Source organism: Sinorhizobium chiapasense, assembly GCF_045277575.1.
Lineage (GTDB): Bacteria > Pseudomonadota > Alphaproteobacteria > Rhizobiales > Rhizobiaceae > Ensifer > Ensifer chiapasense_A.
Window position 1 is genome coordinate 274,045 of sequence record NZ_CP144206.1, and the last position, 20,997, is coordinate 295,041.

Sequence of the window (20,997 nt, forward strand, 5' to 3'; positions counted from 1 at the left end):
GCGGGACCGGTAAAACCGATTCCGCCCCTGTTCAATGCTCTTGCTGGAGAGAGCGTCAGCTCAGCGGAAAGCCCATGGCGGAGACTATCTTCAGCCAGGGCTTGCGCCAGCCGCCGGACTTGTCGGCGGTATCGAGCGCATACATGGTGACCTGCGCGCCGAGCCAGCGGAATGGCTCTGGCGGGATCGCGTTCGGCAGGCTGGTTGCGAAATCGAGCCGGCTTTCCGGCGTCTTCGAACCGTCGAGGATATCGAGCGCGATGCGCGCGCCGAAGCGGGAAGCCGAGACGCCGAAGCCGGAATAGCCGCCGGCATAGACAACCTTTTCGCCGTAATACCGCTGGAAATGCACCGCCATGCGGGTACTGAGGTCGATCGGTCCGCTCCAGGCGTGGGTGAAGCGCACATCTTCGAGCTGCGGGAAGGTGTCGAAGAAGGCGGATGCCAGGGGCTCGTAGGTTTCGAGTTCCTTGTCGACCGAGGGGAAGGGATCGCCGGCAAAAGCGTAGGCGAGGCGTCCGCCGAAGATGATGCGGTTGTCCTTGGTGAGCCGCATGTAGTTCATCTGCGTGCGAGTGTCGTAGACGCCCTGGCGGTGGCTCCAGCCGATCGACGCCATGCGTTCTGCCGATAAGGGTTCCGTCGCCAGGACCCGGTCGCGAACGGCGACGACGCGGTGCTTGATCTTCTTGTGGCCGGAGGCAAAGGCATTGGTGGCGAGAAGAACCTTCGGTGCCGTGACGCTTCCTGAGGACGTCATGGCCTTCATCCGGTCGCCGAGGTCCTCAAGGCCGGTGAGCTCGGTGTTCTCGAAGATCTGAACGCCGAGGGTGAGCGCAACCCGCTTCAGCCCGAAGGCAAGCAGTGCCGGATGCACGGTGCCGCAGATGTGCTTCGACCAGACGCCAGCCTTGTAGCGCGGAGAATTGATCTCGGCGCGCACGGCGCTCTGATCAAGGAAGTCGGCCTGGTGGCCATATTTGAGGTGGAGTTCGTGCTCCTCGTGCAGCGCCTCGATATGGGCGTCGTCGACGGCGACCGTCAGCTCGCCGCCCCATTCGGCGTGGCAGTCGATCTGATGTTCCTCAAGCGTCTGCAGGAAACCGTGCATGTTCTCCTGGCCGAGCTTTTCGAGCGCGGCGATGTCCTTGGGAAAGATACGCACCGCATTCGAAAGTCCGTGCATGACCGAGGTCGAGACGACGCCGCCCGGCCGGCCCGAAGCGCCATTGGCGACCGAGCCTTTCTCGACCAGCACCACGTCGATTTCGGGCTGGCGCTGCTTGGCCTGGATGGCGCCCCACAACCCGGTAAAGCCGCCGCCAACGACGAGCAGATCCGCCTTCAAATGATGCGTCAGCCGCTCTCGCGGCTCGGGTGCATCCGGCCGATCGAGCCAGAACGGCGTCATCTTCACATCGGCAAGGGCTTTGCTATTTACCTTGGTCATAGAGGCGCCTCACATCACTTCGCGGCTGGTGCCGTGTAGAGGACGTAGATCTTGCGCATCGTCTCGAGCACTTCGAAACGTACCTCGACGCCGGCGGGCAGGACGTAGCTTTCGCCGGCTTCGAACGTCTCGACGGAGCCGTCGGGGTTGGTGATTGCGACCTTGCCCGAGAGGATGACGCTGTATTCGCTGCCATCGGGATAGGAGAGCATTTCCGCATAGGGCGTCGACTGCCAGGTGCCGATCACGACCGCCTTGTCGGGGCTTTCGAAATGAACGTCGCCGAGCTCATCCGCAAAACCGGAAAGGATCGCCTCAGGGGGCACGACGCTGCATTTCTCAAGCTCGCGCAGGCCGACACCATTGCGCCCGAGTTTGATGACCTTCGACATGTTCACTCCAGTTCAGAAAGACGAGCGGCAAGCTGATCGGCCGTGCTCAGGGTTTCGTTGCTTCAAATCTTCGCAATACGACGCGGTGCCAGGAGATCAATGTTGTCTCGGCCGTCGCGCTTTGCTTTGCAAGTCGGCGTTCTTACTGCGCGACTTGCCCTGTTTTTCTAAGTGGTTGGAAAGACCTTAGGTATACGCCAAAGGGCTAGGTTGTGGGCGTAAACAGCGCCGCGCCACGGGGCTACAGGCCTTGCCTTGCTGGGCTTTGGCGGCGATTGCCGTTGTTTTGCCCGGCCAAACGATAGTTTTGGAAATCCCATAGTGAAAATCCGTTACTTGCGACGAGTTCAACCTTCGCCTAATCTGCGCCTGGAGGAGAACACCATGAACGACGATACGATCATCAAAGTCTGTGCGGCGACGCAGCGGGCACCCGGTGTGGGAGATCTGGCGCTATCCCTGATGGAGGGGGTTGGGCGTTCGGATTTCCAGGATCGCCTGGCGCAGTCGCTCAAGCGCCACGTTGCGATCGATGCAGGTCTGATGCTCTTGTATCGGCGAAACGCGCCGCCGAAGATCCTGTTCAACGATTGGCGCACGGACAAGGGACTGTCCGATATTCGCGCCTATCTTCAGGGCCCGTACCGGCTCGACCCGTTTTATCGGTTGGCGCTCGACAATGGCGACGACGGTCTTTACCGCCTGAGACAGATCGATCCGTCCTTCGACCGGTCGCAATATTACCGCGACTATTACCGCCACTCGGGCCTGCACGACGAATTCAATTTCTTCATCGGCATCGATGCCGACACGAAGATCGCGATCTCGCTGGCGCGGCGCCATTCGCACGCGGCCTTTAGCGGAGAAGACCAGGATTTTCTGCAGAGCGCAGCACCGCTGCTCAGCATGGCCGTGCTTCGGCACTATCGCGACCTCAGGCCCGAAAGCCTTGGCGATGACGGTTCGCCGCTCCAGAGCGCATTGGCGCAGGCGGTCCGGAACTTCGGCCGCAGCCTGCTCACTGATCGCGAATGCCAGGTCGCGCAAATGATCCTGCGCGGCTATTCGGTCAAGGGTGCCGCTGAAAAGCTCGGCATATCGCCGGCGACCGTCAAGCTGCATCGGCGCAACCTCTACGCCAAGCTCGACATCACCTCGCAGACCGCTCTGTTCTCGCTGTTCATCGACGCCGTGTCGTCGGCGAGCAGTGCGTTCGAGGACCCGCTGGCCACGTATCTTTCGCCGGGTCGTGCGCTAAAGCCACACTGATTTCAGCTCTTTGCGCGGCAAATTCCGGGACGAATTTCCGGTTCGAACTGGGTGATTAACCAGTCGCGCCGTTCCAGGGGGGAGCTTAAACACGGACTCGAAGTCGCTCTCGTCGGTGTGCCCGACCGGTGGCTGCCGGCGACCATTCCCCGGCAGCTTCGAGATTCCTTGAAAAGCTTCACGGGTGTTCCCGGTGGTCCGAGGGGAACATTTCCGGAAGCGGGAGGTTCGTCGGGTAGGCTAAGCGCAAGAGACCGCTTGGGAACGATAAATGGAGTTTAGACATGAAACTTGCTGTATCCGCTGTCTTAGCGGTCGCCCTTTTCTCGGCGGCCAGCCTGACTGCTTCTGCGCAGTCCGGCACCAGCGCTACCGGAAATCAGCCTTCGACGACGATGGAAAAATGCAAGCCGGGTAGCCCGAATTGCAAGGCGGAGCAAAAGGGGAATAAGCCGTATTCCAGCGAGACCACCGGCACCGTGAAGAGCAATGATAACAGTGCCGCTGGGGAAGCGCAGGACACGGTCCCGAACAAAGATTGCCCGCCTGGCCTCGCCAAGAAAGACGTGAACCCCAGTAAGGGACGGGATATGACGGGCTGCTGAGGAGCCCGAATCCCGAACCAATGAAAAGACAGTTCTGGTGGGGCAAATCGCGCGCCCAGTCTCTCGACTTGCTTCAAGCCGCGGCGCTTCCCCCTTGTTCCGGTCGCCGCGAGACCAGTTGCGCGGCCACCAATCCAAGCACGACGATGCCGAGGATGATCGTCGAGATCGCGTTGATCTCCGGTGTCACCCCGAACTTGATCTGCGAGTAGATCTTCATCGGCAGGGTCGAGGCGCCCGGCCCCGTCGTGAAGCTGGAGATAACCAGATCGTCGAGCGACAGGGTGAAGGACAAGAGCCAGGCGGAAACGAGCGCCGGGATCATGTTCGGTAAAGCAACGCTGACGAAGGCCTTGGCCGGCGTGCAGCCCAGATCGCGCGCCGCCTCTTCCAGTGAGGGGTCGAGTTCGACCAGCCGTGACTGCAGCACGACGGTAGCAAAGCAGAGCGTGAAGGTGGTGTGTGCCAGCGTGATGGTCAGCGGCCCGCGATCGATCCCGAGCGTCACGAACATCAAGAGCATCGAGACGGCCATCACCACTTCCGGCATGACCATGGGCGCGAGCAGCATGCCGTTTAACAGCGCCCGGCCACGGAAGCGGCGAAGCCGCACCATGACAACGGCGGCGAGCGTTCCGAGAATGGTCGCTGCCGTCGCCGAGACCGCGGCCACCAGGAAGCTGACCTTCGCGCCCTCAATGATCGAGGGGCTGGCGAGAACCGTCGCATACCACTGGGTCGAGAAGCCGCCCCAGACGGTCACGAGCTTCGAGCCGTTGAAGCTGTAGACGACGAGAACGACGATCGGCAGATAGAGGAAAGCAAGGCCGAACAGGATCGACAGCCGATTGAACCAGCTTGGTTTCGTCATGGCCATCTCCTTAAGCCCGCGTGCGCGCCTGGCGCGACTGGAAGCAGACGATCGGAACCACCAACAGGGCGAGCAGTACAATCGTCACGGCGGCGGCCATTGGCCAGTCACGGTTGTTGAAGAATTCGAGCCAGATGGCGCGGCCGATCATCTGCGTATCGGCACCGCCGAGCAGATCCGGGATGACGAATTCGCCGACGACCGGGATGAAGACCAGGGCGCAGCCGGCCAAGACACCGGGAAGGCTCAAGGGGAAGGTGACTCTCCAGAAGGCGGAGATGCGGGAGCAGCCGAGGTCGCGCGCCGCTTCGATCAGCGTGCGGTCGGCACTGCTCAAGTTCGAGTAGATCGGCAGCACCATGAAGGGCAGGTAGGTGTAGATGATGCCGATATAGATCGCCGTCTCGGTGTTGAGGATGCGCAGCGGCTCGCCGATCAGGCCGAGTTTCAAAAGCAGCGCGTTCAGGAGACCATCGTTCCTGAGGATGCTCATCCAGGAATAGACGCGGATCAGCATCGAGCTCCAGAAGGGTATGATCACCAGGAAGACCAGCAGAGACCTTGAGGAGGGCGAGCAGGACGCAATGCCATAGGCGAGCGGATAGGCGATGAAAAGCATGGCGGCGGTCGATATCGCCGCAATCTTGAGGCTGGTCAGATAAGCCAGCAGATAGGTGTCGTCGGTGAGAACGTAGAGGAAGTTCTCGAAGTTGAGCCTGAGGTTCAGTATCGATCCGTCCCAGGCCGTCAGCGGTTCGAAGGGTGGCATGCCGAGCCGCACGGTCGAGAGGCTGATACCCGCAACCAATGCAAAGGGTGCCAGGAACAGGACCAGAAGCCAGGCATAGGGAATGGCGATCAGAAGACGCCTGCCCCAGTACGTCTTTGCGGACGGTGTTGCTGTCGTGAGCATGGGGACCTCCTATTCGGCCAAGAGCCGGCTTGCCTGCGGCGACCAGCTCGCAAACACCCGATCACCGACGCGAAGGTCGCTTTCGGCGCCGAGATTGACCCGACGCGCGTCGAGCGTTGCCCCCGATTTCAGCCGCACCCGATAGTGCCGCTCGACGCCGGTATAGGTAAGTTGCTCCACGGTGCCTTCGAGGCCGCTGCCCGAAGTCGCAAGTTCCACCCGCTCGGGACGAACCGAGACCCAGAACGGCCGATCGAGCGCCACCCGGTCGGTGAGAGCGGCGCGGACGCGTCCGCCGGCTTCGTCGCTGTCGATCTGCAGTTCGCCGCCGCTGCGATCTGCGCGGCCACCGGCAAACACGTTCGTTTCGCCAAGAAACTTGGCGACATAGCGCGACTGCGGTGTTTCGTAGACCTCCGAGGGCGTACCCACCTGCAGCACCTGGCCCTGCCTCATGATGGCGATGCGGGTTGAAACCGTCATTGCCTCATGCTGGTCGTGGGTGACGATGATGAAGGTGAGGCCGAGTTCCCGCTGCAGGCGGACGAGTTCGAGCTGCGTTTCCGTTCGCAGGTTCTTGTCGAGCGCGCCGAGCGGTTCGTCGAGCAGCAGTACCTTCGGCCGCTTGACCAGCGCGCGGGCGAGCGCCACGCGCTGGCGCTGGCCGCCGGAAAGCTGCGCCGGCTTGCGATCAAGCAGTGCGGTCAGTTGCAGCTTTTCCGCGACCTCGTCGATACGCTTCTTGATCTCACCCTTGTCGAGGCCGTCCTGCTGCAATCCAAACGCGATGTTCCTGCCCACCGTCAGATGCGGGAACAGGGCATAGGACTGGAACATCATGTTGGTTGGGCGCTTATGCGCCGGCACGTCGGTGACATCTGCCCCCTCCAGCTTGATGGCGCCGGATGTCGGGGTCTCGAAGCCGGCGATCATCCGGAGCAGCGTTGATTTTCCGCAGCCCGAGGGTCCGAGAAGCGAGAAGAACTCGCCCTTCTCGATACCGAGATTGATGTTGTTGACGGCGGTGACGATGCCATAGGACTTCGCCAGGTTCTCGATCGAAATATAGGATTGCACGGGGTCTGGTCCTGCCGTTGACGGTTGGCGCTATTGGCCGGCCCTGAAGGCCGACCAGACGCGGGTGCGCTCGCGCGTCTGGCGCGGCGGCAGCGACTTGTCGACGAAGAGCTTGGAACGGACGTCGGCAGGGGGATAGATGTTCGGGTTGTCACGGATGGCGGCATCGACTTCCGGTGTCGCCGCGGCATTGGCGTTGGCGTAGAAGACGTGGTTGCTGATCGCCGCGACCGTCTTCGGTTCGAGGATATAGTCGATGAAGGCCAGCGCCTGTTGCGGATCCGGCGCGTCGGCCGGGATCGCCATCGTGTCGAAGGAGATGATCGTGCCTTCCTTCGGTATCGAATAATCGACCTCGACGCCGGTCTCCGCTTCCTCCGCGCGGGCAGCCGCAATGCCGGCGTCCCCGCTCCACATCAGCGCAAGGCAGAGCTGGCCCGACGCCATGTCGGCGACGAGCTGCCCGCTCTGCATGTGGCGGATATAGGGGCGGAGCTTGAGTAGAAGCTCTTTCGCCTTGTCGAGGTCATCCGGTTTGGTGGAATAGGGATCGAGGCCGAGGTAGTTGAGCGCGATCGGGATCACCTCGTTCGGCGCGTCGACGATGCCGATGCCGCAATCCTGGAATCTTTCGGCGACCTCGGGCTTGAAGAACATGTCGAGGCTGTTGACGGGCGCATCCGGCAGCCGCTCGGCGACGAGCTTGGCGTTGTAGGCGACGCCCGTCGTCAGCCACATATAGGGCACCAGGTATTTGTTCTCCGGGTCGTGTTCGGCGACGAGCTTCAAGAGGTCCTTGTCGAGATTGCCGTAGTTCTTGAGCGCCGTGACATCGATCGGCTTCAGCGCACCGGACTGGATCAGCCGCTCTCCGACCGTGGCGCTCGGGAAGGCGACGTCGAAGCCGCTGCCGCCGGCGAGTAGCCGCGTTTCGAGCACTTCGAGCGAATCGTAGAAATCGACCCGCGTTTCGACGCCGGTGCGCGTCTGGAAGTTCGAAGCCGTGCCTTCGGCGAAATAGTCCGAGAAATTGTAGATGAACAGTTTGTCCTGCGCCTGGGCGGTCGTTGAGACCGCAAGTGCGGCAAGCGACGCAGCGAACATGGAGCGCAACGCGGTGCGACGAAAGTTTTGCATGGTTCCTCCCAAGAACGGCGTATTTTTGTTTTCGCCAAAGTGATCGGTAGGCCTAAAGACGGCAACACTCCCTTTGGCTAGGTGCGGGAGGCGGGACAGCGTCGTAAATGGCAATCGACCTGCCTTGGCTGCATCAAGCCATGTTTGTTTGACCCGCATCGAAGTAACATTCGATCAATGGGTATTTCTCGGCCCGCGGTGCCTGCTAGGGTTTGGCGAACTAAAAGGGAGAGCTTCCATGGAGCAGAAATTCAATCAGCCGCTCGGCGGCAACGACATGCCCCGCTTCGGTGGTCCGGGCACGATGATGCGCCTTCCCGCTGCGACATCGGCTGAGGGCCTCGATGCTTGCTTCGTCGGCATCCCCATGGATATCGGCGCGTCCAACCGCTCCGGAACGCGATACGGACCACGCCAGATCCGTGCCGAATCCGTGATGATCCGCCCCTACAACATGGCGACGGGCGCCGCACCCTTCGAAAGTCTGCAGGTGGCCGATATCGGCGACATCGCCATCAACACCTTCAACCTGCCGGCCAACATGGAGATCATCACCCGTGGCATCGGCGAGATCCTGAAGCATGATTGCATCCCGCTGACGCTTGGTGGCGATCACACGATCAGCTATCCGATCCTGAAGGCGATCGCAGAAAAGCACGGGCCGGTTGCCCTCATCCATGTCGATGCCCATGCGGATATCAACGACACGATGTTCGGCGAGAAGATTGCGCACGGCACGCCGTTCCGCCGCGCCTTCGAGGATGGCTGCCTCAATCCCAACCTCGTGTTCCAGATCGGCCTGCGCGGTACGGGTTACGCCTCCGACGATTTTGACTGGTCGCGCGACAAGGGCTTCACCGCCGTCCCGGCGGAAGAATGCTGGCACAAGTCGCTGGTGCCGCTGATCGAAGGCATCCGCGCCAAGATCGGGAACCACAAGACCTATCTGACCTTCGATATCGACAGCCTCGACCCGGCCTATGCGCCGGGCACCGGCACGCCGGAAATCGGAGGACTAACCGTCATCCAGGCGATCGAGATCATTCGCGGATGCCGCGGCCTTAATCTCGTCGGTGCCGATCTCGTCGAGGTGAGCCCGCCTTTCGACACCACAGGCACGACGGCGATCACGGCGGCAAACCTTCTCTACGAGATGCTCTGCGTGCTGCCGGGCGTGAAGTACAAGCGATAGGCCGCGGGAAAGCTCGGAAACGAAATATCAGGAGGTCAGGAGCGGCCTCCTGGACACGCTTGCGAGCGCCTCTAGCTCCTTGCCGGCCGCAGGCGGCTCCAGATCGGCGCGACCACATTGCCCATGACGATGATGGTTGCGGCGCCGACGGCGATGGCGAGCAGGGCCTGGAGCGCCGAGGTCGTGAGCCAGCCGACCACCGCCGGGGCGAGGGCCAGCGTGTGGGCGACGCCCTCGGAGACATCGTGGATGAGGTGTTCCGGACCGGCCAGTCCCAGTTGCGCCATGCCATGCACGAGGATGCTGCCTCCGACCCAGAGCATGGCGGCGGTGCCGATCGCGGCAAGAACTTTCAGGAATGCGGGCATGCCGAGAACGAGGCTGCGACCGAATAATCGCAAGGCGGACAGCGGGTTTTTCGCGAGCGCGACGCCGGCATCGTCGGCTTTGACGATGAGCGCCACGACGCCATAGACGGCGAGCGTGATCAGGATGCCGACGCCGGCGAGCACCATGCCCTGCGTGTAGATGCCGGCATCGGTGACCGTCGAGAGCGTCAGCGCCATGATCTCGGCAGAGAGAATGAAGTCGGTGCGGATGGCGCCCGAGACTTTCTCGTTTTCCAGCGCCACCGGATCGCTCTTCTCGCCGAGCACCGCTTCCTCGTGCGCGTGGGCCGCATGCGGAAAGACTGCGGCGTAAAGCTTCTCGGCGCCCTCGTAACAGAGATAGATGCCGCCGAGCATCAGGAGCGGCGTAATTGCCCAAGGTGCGAAATAGCTGAGCACCAGTGCGCCGGGCAGCAGGAAAAGCAGCTTGTTCTTCAACGAGCCAAGGGCGATCCGCGCAATGATCGGCAGTTCCCGCTCTGGCGTCAGCCCGACCACATAACGCGGGGTCACCGCAGCGTCGTCGATCACGACGCCGGCCGCCTTGGCGCTGGCCTTCGCGGTTTGGGCCGCCACGTCGTCCAGCGAAGCGGCCGCCATCTTGGCGATGGCCGCGATGTCGTCGAGGAGGGCGATGAGACCTGTGGCCATAAGTTGCTAACCCCTTGAGAAGAATCCGAGAAACGAGGCTCCAGTAGCGCCAGTAACCACCATGGCGTGTCGAGTCAACGACCGTCGGATGCCGTTCGCGGGCTGTCGGCCGCGCGCGGTAAGCGCAGTCTTGGTTATCAAATCGTGATCGTGCGGACGGATTCTTTCGTTGACGGGTGTCTCATTTCGATTTACGACTGACGAAATACGAAATTCGTCAGTCGTAAATCGAAAGGCAAGCAATGCCGGTGAGCAACGATACCGTCGTGGACCAGACGCGCCAGGACAACATCACGCGGATCCTCGATGCCGCGGAGCGGCTGTTCCGGCATTTCGGCTACAGCAAGACCAATGTCGCCGACATCGCCAAGGAGCTCGGCATGTCGCCGGCAAACATCTACCGGTTCTTTGCCTCCAAGACGGAGATCCATCAGGCGCTCTGCGGCCGCATGCTCGCGGCCAGCTATCAGATGGCACAGGAGATCTGCTCCTTGCCGTTGAGCGCGACGGAGCGCCTGCGCCGTTACGTCCATGCGCAGCATCAGATGACCGTCGAGCTCATGCTCGATGACACGAAGGTGCACGAGATGGTGGTCGTTGCCATCGAACGCGAGTGGCACGTCATCGACAAGCATATCGACAGGATCGATGCGCTTCTCGCCAACGTCATCCGCGAAGGCATCGCCGCAGGCGAGTTCCCGGAACAGGACGCCGATGCCGCGTCGCGCTGTTTCGGTGCAGCGACGGTCACGCTCTGTCACCCGCAAATGGTTGCCCAATGTCTCAGCAAGACAAACCGCGCCTCGCCGGAAGAACTGGTCGAATTCGCGATCAAGGGATTGAAGGTCTAGCCGGACTGTTTCCGGCGCAGCCAGAGGCGGCGTCGGCCTATTTTCAGGAGTGCGACTATGTTTATGCCTATTGAATTTCACCGCCGTATTTCATTCGTTGCTACCATTGCGCTGATTTCCACCCTCTCGACAGCGCTCGCCGGCTGCTCGGAAGAAAAATCCGAAACTGCCGACGTTGTGCGTCCGGTCAAGGTCGTCGAGATCGCTCAGGCCGACGCTGCGCGACAGCTCAGCTATTCCGGTGCGGTTCGCGCGCGAACCGAGATGAACCTCGGCTTCCGTGTCAGCGGCAAGATCGTCGAGCGGATCGTCAATGTCGGCGATCGCGTCAATGTCGGCGATCTCCTTGCCCGCATCGACGCGACCGACTACGAGCTCGCGGTGCGCAGCGCCACCGCCAATCTGGAGGCGGCCGAACGCCAGGTCGAGACGGTCGAGCTGGTGCGTGATCGCGCCAAGCAGCTGCTCGCCAGGAAATTCGCCTCGCAGGCCCAGTTCGACCAGGCGGTGCTGAGCTACAACCAGGCCGTTGCCACGCGCGATGCAACGAAGTCGGCGCTATCCCAGGCGAAGAACCAGGTGGTCTATACGAGCCTCGTCGCCGACCGGCCGGGTATCGTGACCGCCATCAATGCCGATGTCGGCCAGGTCGTCGGCTCTGGCACGCCTGTTGCCACGGTTGCGGTCGAAGGCGAAAAGGAAGTCCAGGTCGCAGTACCTGAGACGGAAATCGGCAACTTCAAGGCCGGTCTGCCGGTCAAGGTTGGGATCTGGTCTGACGCGGGCCTGTCGCTCGACGGCACGGTGCGCGAGGTCGCCGGCAGCGCCGATCAGCAATCGCGGACCTTCTCGGTGCGCGTCAGCCTGCCGAACGACCCGCGGGTCCTGCTCGGCATGACCGCGACCGTCGAGGCTTCCGCTGGCAGCGGCACTCCTTTCGTTTCCGTTCCCTTGAGCGCGTTGGCCGAGAAGGACGGCTATCCGATCGTTTGGGTCGTCGATCGCGGTACGGAAACGGTCCGCAGCCGGCCTGTCACGCTTGCGGACTTCACCACCGATGGCGTGCGGGTCACCGAAGGCCTCAATGTCGGCGACCTCGTCGTTGCTGCGGGAACGCAGTTCATGACGGACGATCTCAAGGTGACCATCTCCAACGATACGACGCGCCAAGCTGCTGCGGCAGCCGAAACCAGCCTCGTGCGCTGACGTTGCCAGGATAGCGGAACCGAGCCGATGACGACCTCCTCTTCCGAAGAAAAGCGGCCCTTCAATCTTTCACGCTGGGCGATCGCGCATCCGAGCATGGCGCGTTTCCTGTTCGGTCTCATCATTCTCGCCGGCGTCTTCGGCCTGATGCGCATGGGGCAGAAAGAAGATCCGGACTTCACCTTCCGCGTCATGGTCGTGCAGGCTTTCTGGCCAGGCGCCTCGATCGAGGAAATGCAGGACCAGGTCGTCAACAAGATCGAGCGCAAGCTGCAGGAAACGCCGCATCTCGATTTCGTCCGCTCCTATACGCGCGCCGGCAGCGCGATCATCACGCTGCAGGTCGAGGGCGATACCAACGCCGAGCAGGTGGCTGACGCCTTCTACCAGGTCCGCAAGAAGGTGGGCGACATCTCCAGCGAGCTGCCAGAGGGCATGCTCGGTCCCTATTTCAACGACGAGTTCGGTGACACCTTCATCACTCTGCATTCGCTGAGCGGCGAGGGATACAGCTACCCGGAACTGAAGACGTTCGCGATCCAGGCGCGCGACATGCTCCTGACGACGCCGGGCGTCGAGAAGGCCGTCATCATCGGCGACCAGCCGCAGAAGATCTTCATCGACGTGTCTTCGAAGGTGCTTGCCGAGCGTGGCCTGACGCTGAACGATTTGCGCAGTACCATTGCCGGCCAGAACAATATCGACCCGGCGGGTTCCATCGACACCGGCTCGCGCTCGGTGCGCATCTCCGTCGAGGGTGGCCTGGACAAGGTCGAGGACCTGAAGAACCTCAGGCTTCGCGCTGGTGGCCAGATCACCCGGCTCGGCGATATCGCGACGGTAAGCTCTGGGCTCGAGGATCCCTTTTCGCGCAAGTTCCGCTTCAACGGCCAGGATAGCGTTCAGATCGGCGTAGTCATGGCCAAGGGCTTCAAGGTGACGGATGTCGGCAAGGCGGTGGAAGCGACCTATGAGCGCTTCGAAGCGTCGCTGCCCTATGGCGTCAAGGTCGACCAGGTCTCCAATCAGCCGGAGGTCGTCAAGGAGGCGGTCGGCGAGTTCATGAGGGCGCTCGGCGAAGCCCTGGCGATCGTTCTCGTCGTCTCGTTCCTCTCGATCGGCTGGCGCTCGGGCCTGGTGATCGCGATCACCATCCCGCTGGTGCTGGCTGCGACATTCGCCATCATGTACGAGCTCGGCATCGATCTGCAGCGCATCTCGCTCGGCGCGCTGATCATCGCGCTCGGGCTTTTGGTCGACGACGCCATGATCGTGGTGGAATTGATGGAGCGGAAGCTGGAAGAGGGGCTCGTCAAGGTCGAGGCCGCGAGCTTCGCCTATACGTCCACCGCCTTCCCGATGCTGACAGGCACGCTGATTACCACCGCCGGCTTCATTCCGGTCGGCTTCGCCGCCTCGACTGCCGGCGAATATGTGCGTTCGCTGTTCTACGTGGTCGGGATCGCGCTCGTCGTCTCCTGGTTCGTCGCCGTTTATTTCACGCCCTGGCTCGGCAATATGCTGCTCAAACAGCGCAGCCATGCCAGCAACCACCACGACGTCTTCGATACGCGCTTCTATCGGCAGCTGCGTTCGACGGTCGCCTGGGCCGTGCGCCATCGCATCACCGTGCTATCGACGACGCTCGTCATCTTCTTCGTCAGCCTCTGGGCCTTCCAGTTCATTCCGAAGAACTTCTTCCCGCAGTCGTCGCGGCCGGAAATCCTCGTCGATCTGTGGCTGCCCGAGGGCACCAGCATCAAGGAAGTCGAAAAGCAGGCGAAGGCGCTCGAAGCGCGCATGATGGACGACGAGGACAAGCGCTTCATCGCCACCTATATCGGCGAGGGCGCACCGCGCTTCTTCCTGCCGCTCGATCAGCAGCTGCGCAATCCGAACTTTGCCCAGCTTCTGGTCATGGCCAAGGACGAGCCGGCGCGCGAGCGGTTGATTGCCAAGATGCGTGCGATCCTCGCCGCCGACTTCCCGTCGATCCGGGCCAAGGTCGATCGCCTGTTCCTGGGGCCCCCGACCGGCTGGCCCGTCCAGATGCGCGTCATGGGACCGGATCGTGAAGAGGTCAGGCGTATCGCCGACCGGGTGAAGGCGAAGTTCCACGAAAACCCGTTGTTGGGTGCCGTTCACGACGACTGGCTGGAGCCGGTGCCGGGCATGAAGCTGGTGATCGACCAGGATCGTGCTCGCGCGCTCGGCGTGACCTCGCAACGCATCCGCCAGATGCTGCAAGCGAGCGTCACCGGTGCGCCGCTCGACAATTTCCGCGATGGCGAGGAAACGGTGGCGATCGTCGCGCGTGAGCCGGCGGAGAGCCGCAAGTTCCTGAGCTCGGTCGACTCCATCTACATCCCGACCGATTTCGGCGGTTTCGTTCCGCTCTCGCAAGTTGCCAAGGTTGTGCCCGTGCTCGAACAGGGCATCGAATGGCGCCGCGACCGCCTGCCGACGATCACCGTGCGCGGCACCCTGCCGGATGGCGTGCAGCCGAATGACGTGGCGATGAAGATGTTCGGCGAGATGCAGTCGCTGCGCGACAGCCTGCCCGCCGGCTACAGTATCAGCATTCAGGGCGGCGCCGAGGATTCGGCGGAGAGCCAGGCCTCGATCGCCGCCAAGGCGCCGATCATGCTCGGTGTCATCGTCGTGCTGCTGATGATACAGCTCCAGCATTTCGGCAAGGCGATGCTGGTGCTCGCCACCGGGCCGCTCGGCATCATCGGCGCCGCGGGCGCACTGCTGATCAGCGGGGCGCCCTTCGGTTTCGTCGCGATCCTCGGCGTCATCGCGCTACTCGGCATCATCATGCGCAACTCGATCATTCTCGTCGACCAGATCGACCAGGATATCGCCGCCGGCATGGACCGGGCCGAGGCGATCGTCGGCTCTGCCGTCCGACGCTTCCGCCCGATCACGCTGACGGCGCTGACGGCGGTGCTGGCGCTGATCCCGATCTCCCGTGGCGTCTTCTGGGGACCGCTCGCCTACGCCATGATGGGTGGCATCCTGGTCGCGACGGTATTGACCATTCTGGTGTTGCCCGCCGGCTACGCCTTGTTCTTCGGACGCGAGCCCAAGAAGGAGCGCGCGGATCCGGAGAAGTCGGAAGAGGTCAATCCGAGTGCCGGGCGCGACGAGCCGCTCGTTTATCCTCCGGCCGTGGCGGCGGAATAGCGCCACGGCCCAGCAAAGCCGGCTGTAGAGCATTTATCCCCTCAGCGGGATGCTCCACTGCCTGGGGTCAGGCCTTGACATACATCGCCTGACCCTGAGCCAGATATTGGAACAGCTCGTAGCTCATCCAGATATAGCCGCGGCGTCCGTTCCACTCGCAACCCCAGTCCTGTCCGAAGCTGTTCTGGATGAGGATCGCCTGCTGCTCGTCGTCGTAGCCGATGATCAGCATGCAATGGCCGACATTTGGGACTTTGTTGAAGGGACCGGTCATCGGGCCGGGGCCCTCGTATTTCATAAAGCCGTCGTTGAGCGAGGTGCCGTAACACAGTGCACCACCGGCGGCGATGATCGCCTTGATCGCGTCGAGATCGCTGGTTTCGACGATGGCCCAGCCGGGGATCTGGAAGCTGGCATCGACGGCGGCGTTGGGATCGTAACTCGACCACAGTTCGGGGCAGTTCGGATAATAGGGCGCCGTCTGCCAGTTCGGCGTGCCGTTTTGCGTGAGTAGATTGAGGTAGGATGCCAGCCGCGATCCCGCACATCCCTTTTGCCCATAACTCTTCATGACTTCGATATAGATATGGGCGGGGCTCGCCTGTTCCGCAGTGCTGGATGGTGGCTGGCCCGCCGCCGCGGCCGCCGTGTAGGTCGCGAGCCCGTAGGTCGAAGCCCAGGCGGCACAGCTTCCGGGACTGCCGACGTGACGCGGCGTCCCCTGCGCCTTCGGGGGCGGCAGGTATTGCGGATCGACGGTGGCCGAACTCGGTAGCGATGCGGGGATCGGCGGCCGAACGAGCGGCCCGTCTTCTCTGATGGTTGGATCGTAGCCGAGATCGAGAATTGCTTCATGCACGGACATGTGGGCCTCCTGTCGGCAGCTCCAGCTGCGTAGGTTGAAGGAATGATGTCACTGCAGGTTCCGGCGGATCGCCGGTATTTCGAGGCGTGCGCAGGCAAAACGACGCTCCGATTAAGGATCGCAGTGCGTTTTGCTTCAGAATGATACACGCAATGGTAGAGTTTATCAGGATATTGCACGCTTTGTATCCTGAGTTTAACGGGGGAATCCCGGAATAGATGAACCGGCTCAAAGATTGATGCGCGAAATGTGCATTTCATTATTGACTCTAATCGGAACATAAATTCCATTCGAGTGATCTGACGATCGCTCTTGGGGAGTCTCCGAATGAAGAAGTTGCTGTTTGTTTGCATGTCGGTTCTTCTGGCCGGCACCGCTCATGCCGAAAACATCGGAATAACCATCGCGCGTTCTGATAGCGCGTTTCTGACGATCCTGCGGCAGGGCATGGAGGATCGCGCAGCCAAGCTGGATGGCGTCTCGGTTCAGGTCGAAGACGCCCAGAACGATCCCAGCAAGCAGATGGATCAAGTGCAGAACTTCATCTCCTCCGGCGTTGATGCAATCGTCGTGGTCGCCGTCGACGGCGACAGCACGCCGGCGCTGACGAAGATGGCGAGTGCGGCCGGTATCCCGATCGTCTATGCCAACCATCCGCCGGCTGACGTCGAGACCCTGCCGGAAACCGCCGCCTTCGTCGGGTCCAACGAGACGGATTCGGGCACGCTGGAAACGAAGGAAGTCTGCCGGCTGCTTGGCGGCAAGGGCGCGGTCTACGTGCTGATGGGGCCGCTCAACAACCATTCGTCGCTGACCCGCACCAAGGATATTCACGACGTCATCGCCACCGGTGAATGCAAGGGCATGAGCGTGATCGAGGAGCAGAGCGCCAATTGGGACCGCCTCGAAGCCACCAACATCATGACCAACTGGCTTTCGACCGGGCGGGAATTTAATGCTGTCATCGCCAACAATGACGAGATGGCGATCGGTGCGATCCAGGCGATGAAGGCGGCAGGCACCGACATGTCGAAGGTGGTGGTTGGCGGCGTCGACGCCACGCCCGACGGGCTCGCCGCCATGGCCGCCGGGGATCTCGACGTCACCGTTTTCCAGAACGCGATCGCCCAGGGTGCGACTGCGATGGATGCAGCCGTCGCGCTGGCGCGTGAAGAGAAGACGGAGCGCCAGATCTGGGTTCCCTTCGAACTGGTCACGCCGGCCAACATGAAGGACTACGCAAGGGCGAACCAGTAGGCCGGGGATATCGGCCGCGAGCTGCATTGCGACGACCGAAGATCGCTGCTTGTATCCTCGCTGGACAGCCAGGATAAGCCGGTGGGCTGCTGTGCGGCCCGCCCGCGTTTCGTGCGTGCGCTTGAACTTTCTCAAATCATGCTTCCGTCAAAATCGGTCTCCGGCTGGCTTCACTTCCTGTTGCCCGCGGCATTGTGGGCCGGGGCCATTCCTCGCCTGGGTCGTGCGCGTTTCGGGTCATCGACCGGCTACGATGGCGTCCCAAACCGTTGGCAACTGTTAACCGAACGACAAAAGCACCTAATTCTGAGGGTTGCCCGTCGCGCCTTTGCGGACGATCTTCATGACCCAGCCGGAGCCGTGGACAGACCCGGGACTACGCTCTGGCGTTTGTCGCGCTAGGCAACGTAGTGAGCGGGAACAGCTTGAATGCTCCTGAACCATCGCATCACACGGATCACCGTCGGCATTCTGCTTCTCACGCTTGCCGTTGTCGTCCTATTGCCCGGATTGACGGGCTTCACCAGCCTCGACGGCACAGTCAATGCACGCCTTGCGGTGATCAACGCCCCGATCGACGGCGAAATCGGACAGGCACCGCCGCGTATCGGAACGCCGGTTGCCGAAAACGAGACGCTGCTGACTATCCGCAATGAACGGGTCAATCGGGCGATCCTCGCTTCGCTGCACGCCGAAGGACGAACTGCGGCCGATCGCGTCTGAGACCGACGAGCGCGATGCCCGAATCCGCGTCCAGCTTCTCCCGTCGGCGCTCAACACCGACTTCGGTAATTTCTGTCAGGTGGGGCGTGCCGCGCAGGTGCGCATCTCCAAGCACAATCTGCAACTGACGCAGTGGATCAAAGGCCTGTGGTTCAACCTCTTCTAGCACTGGCGCCAACGCTGCTGGTCATCGCCTTCTTCCTGCTCGGGCCATCGAACTGGTCGCGGCATCAAAGTTGGGCGCGGGCCATCACCTGCCTCGTGGTTGGCGCCGTCGCGTTGCGCTATATGACCTGGCGCCTTACCGAAACTGTTCTTCCCTACCCGGGCGATGGCGTGAACGTCTACTGGGTTTGGTTCGTCTTTATCGTCGAGTTCCTGGCCTTCACCGAAGTGGTGCTCTTCCTCGTCCTGATGAGCCGTTATGTGGACCGCAGCGCCGAAGCGGATCAGCTTGCGAAGGTTTTCTTCGCCCGCAAGCACCACGATCTGCCGACGGTTGACGTGTTCATTCCGACCTATAACGAACCGCTCGACGTTCTGGAGCGCACGATCGTCGGGGCATTGGCGCTCGACTATCCAACAGACAAGTTCAAGGTCTACGTCCTCGACGATGGCCGGCGCGATTGGTTGAAGGCTTTCTGCGCAGAGCGGGGTGCCGTCCATGTCACGCGCCTGGATAATGCCCATGCGAAAGCCGGCAACATGAACAGCGGCCTGCGTGCGAGCTCGGGTGATTTCATTGCTATTTTCGATGCGGACTTTGTGCCCTATCGCCACTTCCTCAGGCGCACTTTGCCGTTCTTCTCGGACGAGGCGATCGGCATAGTCCAGACGCCCCAGCATTTTTTCAATGTCGATCCGGTTCAGTCCAATCTGGGTTTGGAGAACATCTGGCCGGACGAACAGCGCCTGTTCTTCGATGAGATCGCGCCGAGCCGCGACGTTTGGGACGTCAGCTTTTGCTGCGGCTCATGCTCGATCGCGCGCCGCAAGGCCGTAAACGCCATCGGCGGATTCCCGACCGAGTCGATCACCGAAGACCTGCTGACGACGCTGTCGATGCTCAACAAGGGCTACAAGACCCGCTACCTGAACGAGCGGCTTTCGATGGGATTGGCAGCGGAGAACCTGACCGGCTACTTCGTCCAGCATGAACGCTGGTGCCAGGGCGGTATCCAGACGCTCTATCTGCACAATGGTCCCCTGCGCGGGCCGGGCTTGTCGCTGTTTCAGCGGGTCATGTTTCTCCCGATGTCATGGCTGGTACAATACGTCGTGCGGCTGATCGTCCTCATCGTGCCGATTGCCTATCTTTGGTTCGGCGCCTTGCCGCTGCACTTCACCGGCGTTGCCGACTATGTCTCGCACCAGCTTCCCGTTCTGGCGGCCTATTTCCTGTTGATGCTGTGGATCACCCCGACACGCTACCTCCCTGTGGTTTCCAGCGCGGTCGGGACGTTCGCGACCTTTCGCATGCTGCCGACGGTCGTTTCCAGTATCGTGCGTCCCTTTGGCAAGCCGTTCAAGGTGACGCCGAAGGGCACAGGCAACGAGGCCAACGCCTTCGATGCCTACACGTTCACCTGGATCGCGGGCTTCATCACCGTCACGGCGCTGGGGCTCCTGATCAACATCGTTCCGGAGACCGCGCGGATCCAGGGCTCGTTCTCGGTAATCGGGGCCTTCTGGTCTGGTATCAACATCGTCGTGCTCGTCATCGCCTCGCTGATCTGTTTCGAGAAACCGCGCCGCCTTTTCCAGGCCTTCAAACTGGACGAGCCGGCCAGTGTCGATGGCACACCCGGCCGCGTCGTCAGCCTCTCGCTCGACAAGGCGGTGGTCGCCGTCCCCACGGAGGCGCGCTTCCAATCGACGGCGGTGACGCTCAGGCTCGACGGCTTTAAGCCTTTGCAAGCCGAACTCAGGCAGGTTACCCAGCGCGGCGGTGACATCACCCGCTCCAAAGACAAGCGGCGCTATTACCTCCACCTCCATTATGACCTTGAAGGAGGCGAGCGCGACAGGATGATCGTCAAGCTCTACACCGGCCGCTATTCCCAGGACATCCCTGACATCGACAAGGTCGCAGTATCCGTGAACCTGTTACTGCGCGCCTTCGGTCGCACACGCACTGTCTCCTAGCCGCAAGGCAATGGGTCCCAGATTTCGCCAGTTCGTGCCCTGGAGGCTGATTTGTGCAGGGCACTGCGGAGCTGTCGCCGGATGCAGGCGCAGTGATTCTTCTCCTCATCACTCGACCAGATGCTTCCGCAAAGGCCTGCACCGGCCGCCTGAATGCCCGGGAGAATGCCGCTTTTTCGCAAGTGGTATTCGACTTCAATATACCACTCAACGGCTTTTCACAAAACTTTGGCAAGGGCGAGTAGACCCGCATTGACAGGCTCTCTTTGCCGAACCTATCGTTAAGTCAAATTACTTGACTTAATAGATCGATCAACGAAGCCTGAGGGGGAATTCGTCATGACGGCAGTCGAGGAAATGCGGCCTTTGCGCAATGGGGCGGGGGGAGGGAGAGCTTCTGGCGCGCATCAAGCGCGAGCGAACCTCGCCATGCTCTACATCACCCATGATATCGCCCGCCGCGCACATCGCCGAAGAGGTCGTGGTGATGTTTGCCGGACAGATGGTCGAGTGGGGCAAAACCAATGCGGTTATCGGTAATCCCCGCCATCCCTATACCGAGCTTCTTCTTTCGGCCGTCCCCGATCCGGATCGTCGGTTCGTGCCGGGGCAGAGCGCCCGTTTTCTGGCGCGCGCCGACGAGGTGCGGCGTCTGAGCCGCCCGGCATCGGAAGCGGTGGAAGAGGCCGCCGAAAACCATTTCGTGTGTGCCCTTGGCCAGGCTCCGACGTGAGCTATGTGAGCCGAGGACAGCCCTGCCTCAGAAACCCCGCTGGCCATTCGGCCGCAGAGATCAACTTTCGTGGAGCCATTTG

At 61.7% G+C, this 20,997-nt stretch carries 17 protein-coding genes and 2 pseudogenes; 11 read left to right on the forward strand and 8 right to left on the reverse strand.

The annotated features are described in order from the left end of the window. Nucleotides 1-55 precede the first annotated feature (55 nt). Both QM996_RS20220 and QM996_RS20225 read right to left on the reverse strand, forming a co-directional pair. Entirely contained in the window at nucleotides 56-1,450 is a 1,395-nt protein-coding gene (locus QM996_RS20220) for an NAD(P)/FAD-dependent oxidoreductase (protein WP_334197850.1), read from the reverse strand. Nucleotides 1,451-1,464: 14 nt separating this feature from the next. Beyond that, on the reverse strand, nucleotides 1,465-1,842 hold the full coding sequence (locus QM996_RS20225; protein ID WP_334197851.1) for a cupin domain-containing protein: 378 nt from the start codon (nucleotides 1,840-1,842) through the stop codon (nucleotides 1,465-1,467). A 384-nt stretch (nucleotides 1,843-2,226) separates the two neighbouring features. Here QM996_RS20225 and QM996_RS20230 point away from each other — a divergent pair, with 384 nt between their 5' ends. Both QM996_RS20230 and QM996_RS20235 read left to right on the forward strand, forming a co-directional pair. Beyond that, nucleotides 2,227-3,111: a helix-turn-helix transcriptional regulator gene (locus QM996_RS20230; protein ID WP_334197852.1), complete on the forward strand. Its 885-nt coding sequence runs from the start codon at nucleotides 2,227-2,229 to the stop codon at nucleotides 3,109-3,111. Nucleotides 3,112-3,395: 284 nt separating this feature from the next. Further along, entirely contained in the window at nucleotides 3,396-3,716 is a 321-nt protein-coding gene (locus tag QM996_RS20235; RefSeq protein WP_334197853.1) for a hypothetical protein, read from the forward strand. 73 nt (nucleotides 3,717-3,789) lie between these two features. On the opposite strand, the gene QM996_RS20240 is transcribed toward QM996_RS20235, so the two are convergent. From QM996_RS20240 to QM996_RS20255, 4 genes are read right to left on the reverse strand one after another with little or no spacing between them, the layout of a single operon-like run. Further along, nucleotides 3,790-4,587, reverse strand: a complete 798-nt coding sequence (locus tag QM996_RS20240) for an ABC transporter permease (RefSeq protein WP_334197854.1) — start codon at nucleotides 4,585-4,587, stop codon at nucleotides 3,790-3,792. Between the two features lie 10 nt (nucleotides 4,588-4,597). Further along, the gene (locus tag QM996_RS20245) at nucleotides 4,598-5,500 is read right to left on the reverse strand and encodes an ABC transporter permease subunit (RefSeq protein ID WP_334197855.1); all 903 of its coding nucleotides are present in this window, start codon (nucleotides 5,498-5,500) and stop codon (nucleotides 4,598-4,600) included. A 9-nt stretch (nucleotides 5,501-5,509) separates the two neighbouring features. Further along, on the reverse strand, nucleotides 5,510-6,577 hold the full coding sequence (locus QM996_RS20250; RefSeq protein WP_334197856.1) for an ABC transporter ATP-binding protein: 1,068 nt from the start codon (nucleotides 6,575-6,577) through the stop codon (nucleotides 5,510-5,512). A gap of 30 nt (nucleotides 6,578-6,607) precedes the next feature. Continuing rightward, a complete protein-coding gene (locus tag QM996_RS20255; protein ID WP_334197857.1) occupies nucleotides 6,608-7,714 on the reverse strand; it encodes a polyamine ABC transporter substrate-binding protein in 1,107 nt (368 codons plus the stop codon). Nucleotides 7,715-7,952: 238 nt separating this feature from the next. On the opposite strand from QM996_RS20255, the gene speB reads away from it, so the two are divergent. After that, a complete protein-coding gene (gene speB / locus QM996_RS20260; protein WP_334197858.1) occupies nucleotides 7,953-8,906 on the forward strand; it encodes an agmatinase in 954 nt (317 codons plus the stop codon). Nucleotides 8,907-8,977: 71 nt separating this feature from the next. Here speB and QM996_RS20265 read toward each other — a convergent pair whose 3' ends face one another. Continuing rightward, the gene (locus QM996_RS20265; RefSeq protein WP_334197859.1) at nucleotides 8,978-9,946 is read right to left on the reverse strand and encodes a DUF808 domain-containing protein; all 969 of its coding nucleotides are present in this window, start codon (nucleotides 9,944-9,946) and stop codon (nucleotides 8,978-8,980) included. A gap of 248 nt (nucleotides 9,947-10,194) precedes the next feature. Between QM996_RS20265 and QM996_RS20270 the strand changes: the two genes are divergently transcribed. From QM996_RS20270 to QM996_RS20280, 3 genes are read left to right on the forward strand one after another with little or no spacing between them, the layout of a single operon-like run. After that, complete coding sequence (locus QM996_RS20270; protein WP_500270461.1) at nucleotides 10,195-10,797, forward strand: TetR/AcrR family transcriptional regulator; 603 nt, start codon at nucleotides 10,195-10,197, stop codon at nucleotides 10,795-10,797. Between the two features lie 57 nt (nucleotides 10,798-10,854). Further along, nucleotides 10,855-12,003, forward strand: coding sequence for an efflux RND transporter periplasmic adaptor subunit (locus QM996_RS20275; protein ID WP_334197861.1), 1,149 nt, complete (start codon nucleotides 10,855-10,857; stop codon nucleotides 12,001-12,003). A gap of 27 nt (nucleotides 12,004-12,030) precedes the next feature. Further along, a complete protein-coding gene (locus tag QM996_RS20280; protein WP_334197862.1) occupies nucleotides 12,031-15,192 on the forward strand; it encodes an efflux RND transporter permease subunit in 3,162 nt (1,053 codons plus the stop codon). Nucleotides 15,193-15,259: 67 nt separating this feature from the next. Here QM996_RS20280 and QM996_RS20285 read toward each other — a convergent pair whose 3' ends face one another. Beyond that, a complete protein-coding gene (locus QM996_RS20285) occupies nucleotides 15,260-16,057 on the reverse strand; it encodes a C1 family peptidase (protein WP_334197863.1) in 798 nt (265 codons plus the stop codon). Nucleotides 16,058-16,384: 327 nt separating this feature from the next. On the opposite strand from QM996_RS20285, the gene QM996_RS20290 reads away from it, so the two are divergent. From QM996_RS20290 to QM996_RS20310, 5 genes and pseudogenes are all read left to right on the forward strand, one after another. Next, nucleotides 16,385-17,314 carry a substrate-binding domain-containing protein gene (locus tag QM996_RS20290; protein ID WP_334197864.1) on the forward strand — a complete coding sequence of 310 codons (930 nt, stop codon included), beginning with the start codon at nucleotides 16,385-16,387 and terminating at the stop codon, nucleotides 17,312-17,314. 429 nt (nucleotides 17,315-17,743) lie between these two features. Then, a pseudogene (locus QM996_RS20295) lies at nucleotides 17,744-18,034 on the forward strand (hemolysin D); the annotation flags it as partial. A 150-nt stretch (nucleotides 18,035-18,184) separates the two neighbouring features. Further along, a complete protein-coding gene (locus tag QM996_RS20300; protein ID WP_334197865.1) occupies nucleotides 18,185-20,182 on the forward strand; it encodes a glycosyltransferase in 1,998 nt (665 codons plus the stop codon). A gap of 53 nt (nucleotides 20,183-20,235) precedes the next feature. Beyond that, entirely contained in the window at nucleotides 20,236-20,427 is a 192-nt protein-coding gene (locus QM996_RS20305; RefSeq protein WP_334197866.1) for a hypothetical protein, read from the forward strand. 146 nt (nucleotides 20,428-20,573) lie between these two features. Beyond that, nucleotides 20,574-20,915 (forward strand): annotated as a pseudogene (locus tag QM996_RS20310) (ABC transporter ATP-binding protein); the annotation flags it as partial. Between the last annotated feature and the right edge of the window lie 82 nt (nucleotides 20,916-20,997).

What these genes read in the sequence shown, in the direction of transcription:
- QM996_RS20275 (WP_334197861.1), top strand. Translation starts at nt 10,855, where the DNA reads ATGTTTATGCCTATTGAATTTCACCGCCGTATTTCATTCGTTGCTACC.
- QM996_RS20280 (WP_334197862.1), top strand. Translation starts at nt 12,031, where the DNA reads ATGACGACCTCCTCTTCCGAAGAAAAGCGGCCCTTCAATCTTTCACGC.
- QM996_RS20245 (WP_334197855.1), bottom strand. Translation starts at nt 5,500, where the DNA reads ATGCTCACGACAGCAACACCGTCCGCAAAGACGTACTGGGGCAGGCGT.
- QM996_RS20265 (WP_334197859.1), bottom strand. Translation starts at nt 9,946, where the DNA reads ATGGCCACAGGTCTCATCGCCCTCCTCGACGACATCGCGGCCATCGCC.
- QM996_RS20255 (WP_334197857.1), bottom strand. Translation starts at nt 7,714, where the DNA reads ATGCAAAACTTTCGTCGCACCGCGTTGCGCTCCATGTTCGCTGCGTCG.
- QM996_RS20285 (WP_334197863.1), bottom strand. Translation starts at nt 16,057, where the DNA reads ATGTCCGTGCATGAAGCAATTCTCGATCTCGGCTACGATCCAACCATC.
- QM996_RS20225 (WP_334197851.1), bottom strand. Translation starts at nt 1,842, where the DNA reads ATGTCGAAGGTCATCAAACTCGGGCGCAATGGTGTCGGCCTGCGCGAG.
- QM996_RS20235 (WP_334197853.1), top strand. Translation starts at nt 3,396, where the DNA reads ATGAAACTTGCTGTATCCGCTGTCTTAGCGGTCGCCCTTTTCTCGGCG.
- QM996_RS20290 (WP_334197864.1), top strand. Translation starts at nt 16,385, where the DNA reads ATGAAGAAGTTGCTGTTTGTTTGCATGTCGGTTCTTCTGGCCGGCACC.
- QM996_RS20230 (WP_334197852.1), top strand. Translation starts at nt 2,227, where the DNA reads ATGAACGACGATACGATCATCAAAGTCTGTGCGGCGACGCAGCGGGCA.
- QM996_RS20240 (WP_334197854.1), bottom strand. Translation starts at nt 4,587, where the DNA reads ATGACGAAACCAAGCTGGTTCAATCGGCTGTCGATCCTGTTCGGCCTT.
- speB (WP_334197858.1), top strand. Translation starts at nt 7,953, where the DNA reads ATGGAGCAGAAATTCAATCAGCCGCTCGGCGGCAACGACATGCCCCGC.
- QM996_RS20220 (WP_334197850.1), bottom strand. Translation starts at nt 1,450, where the DNA reads ATGACCAAGGTAAATAGCAAAGCCCTTGCCGATGTGAAGATGACGCCG.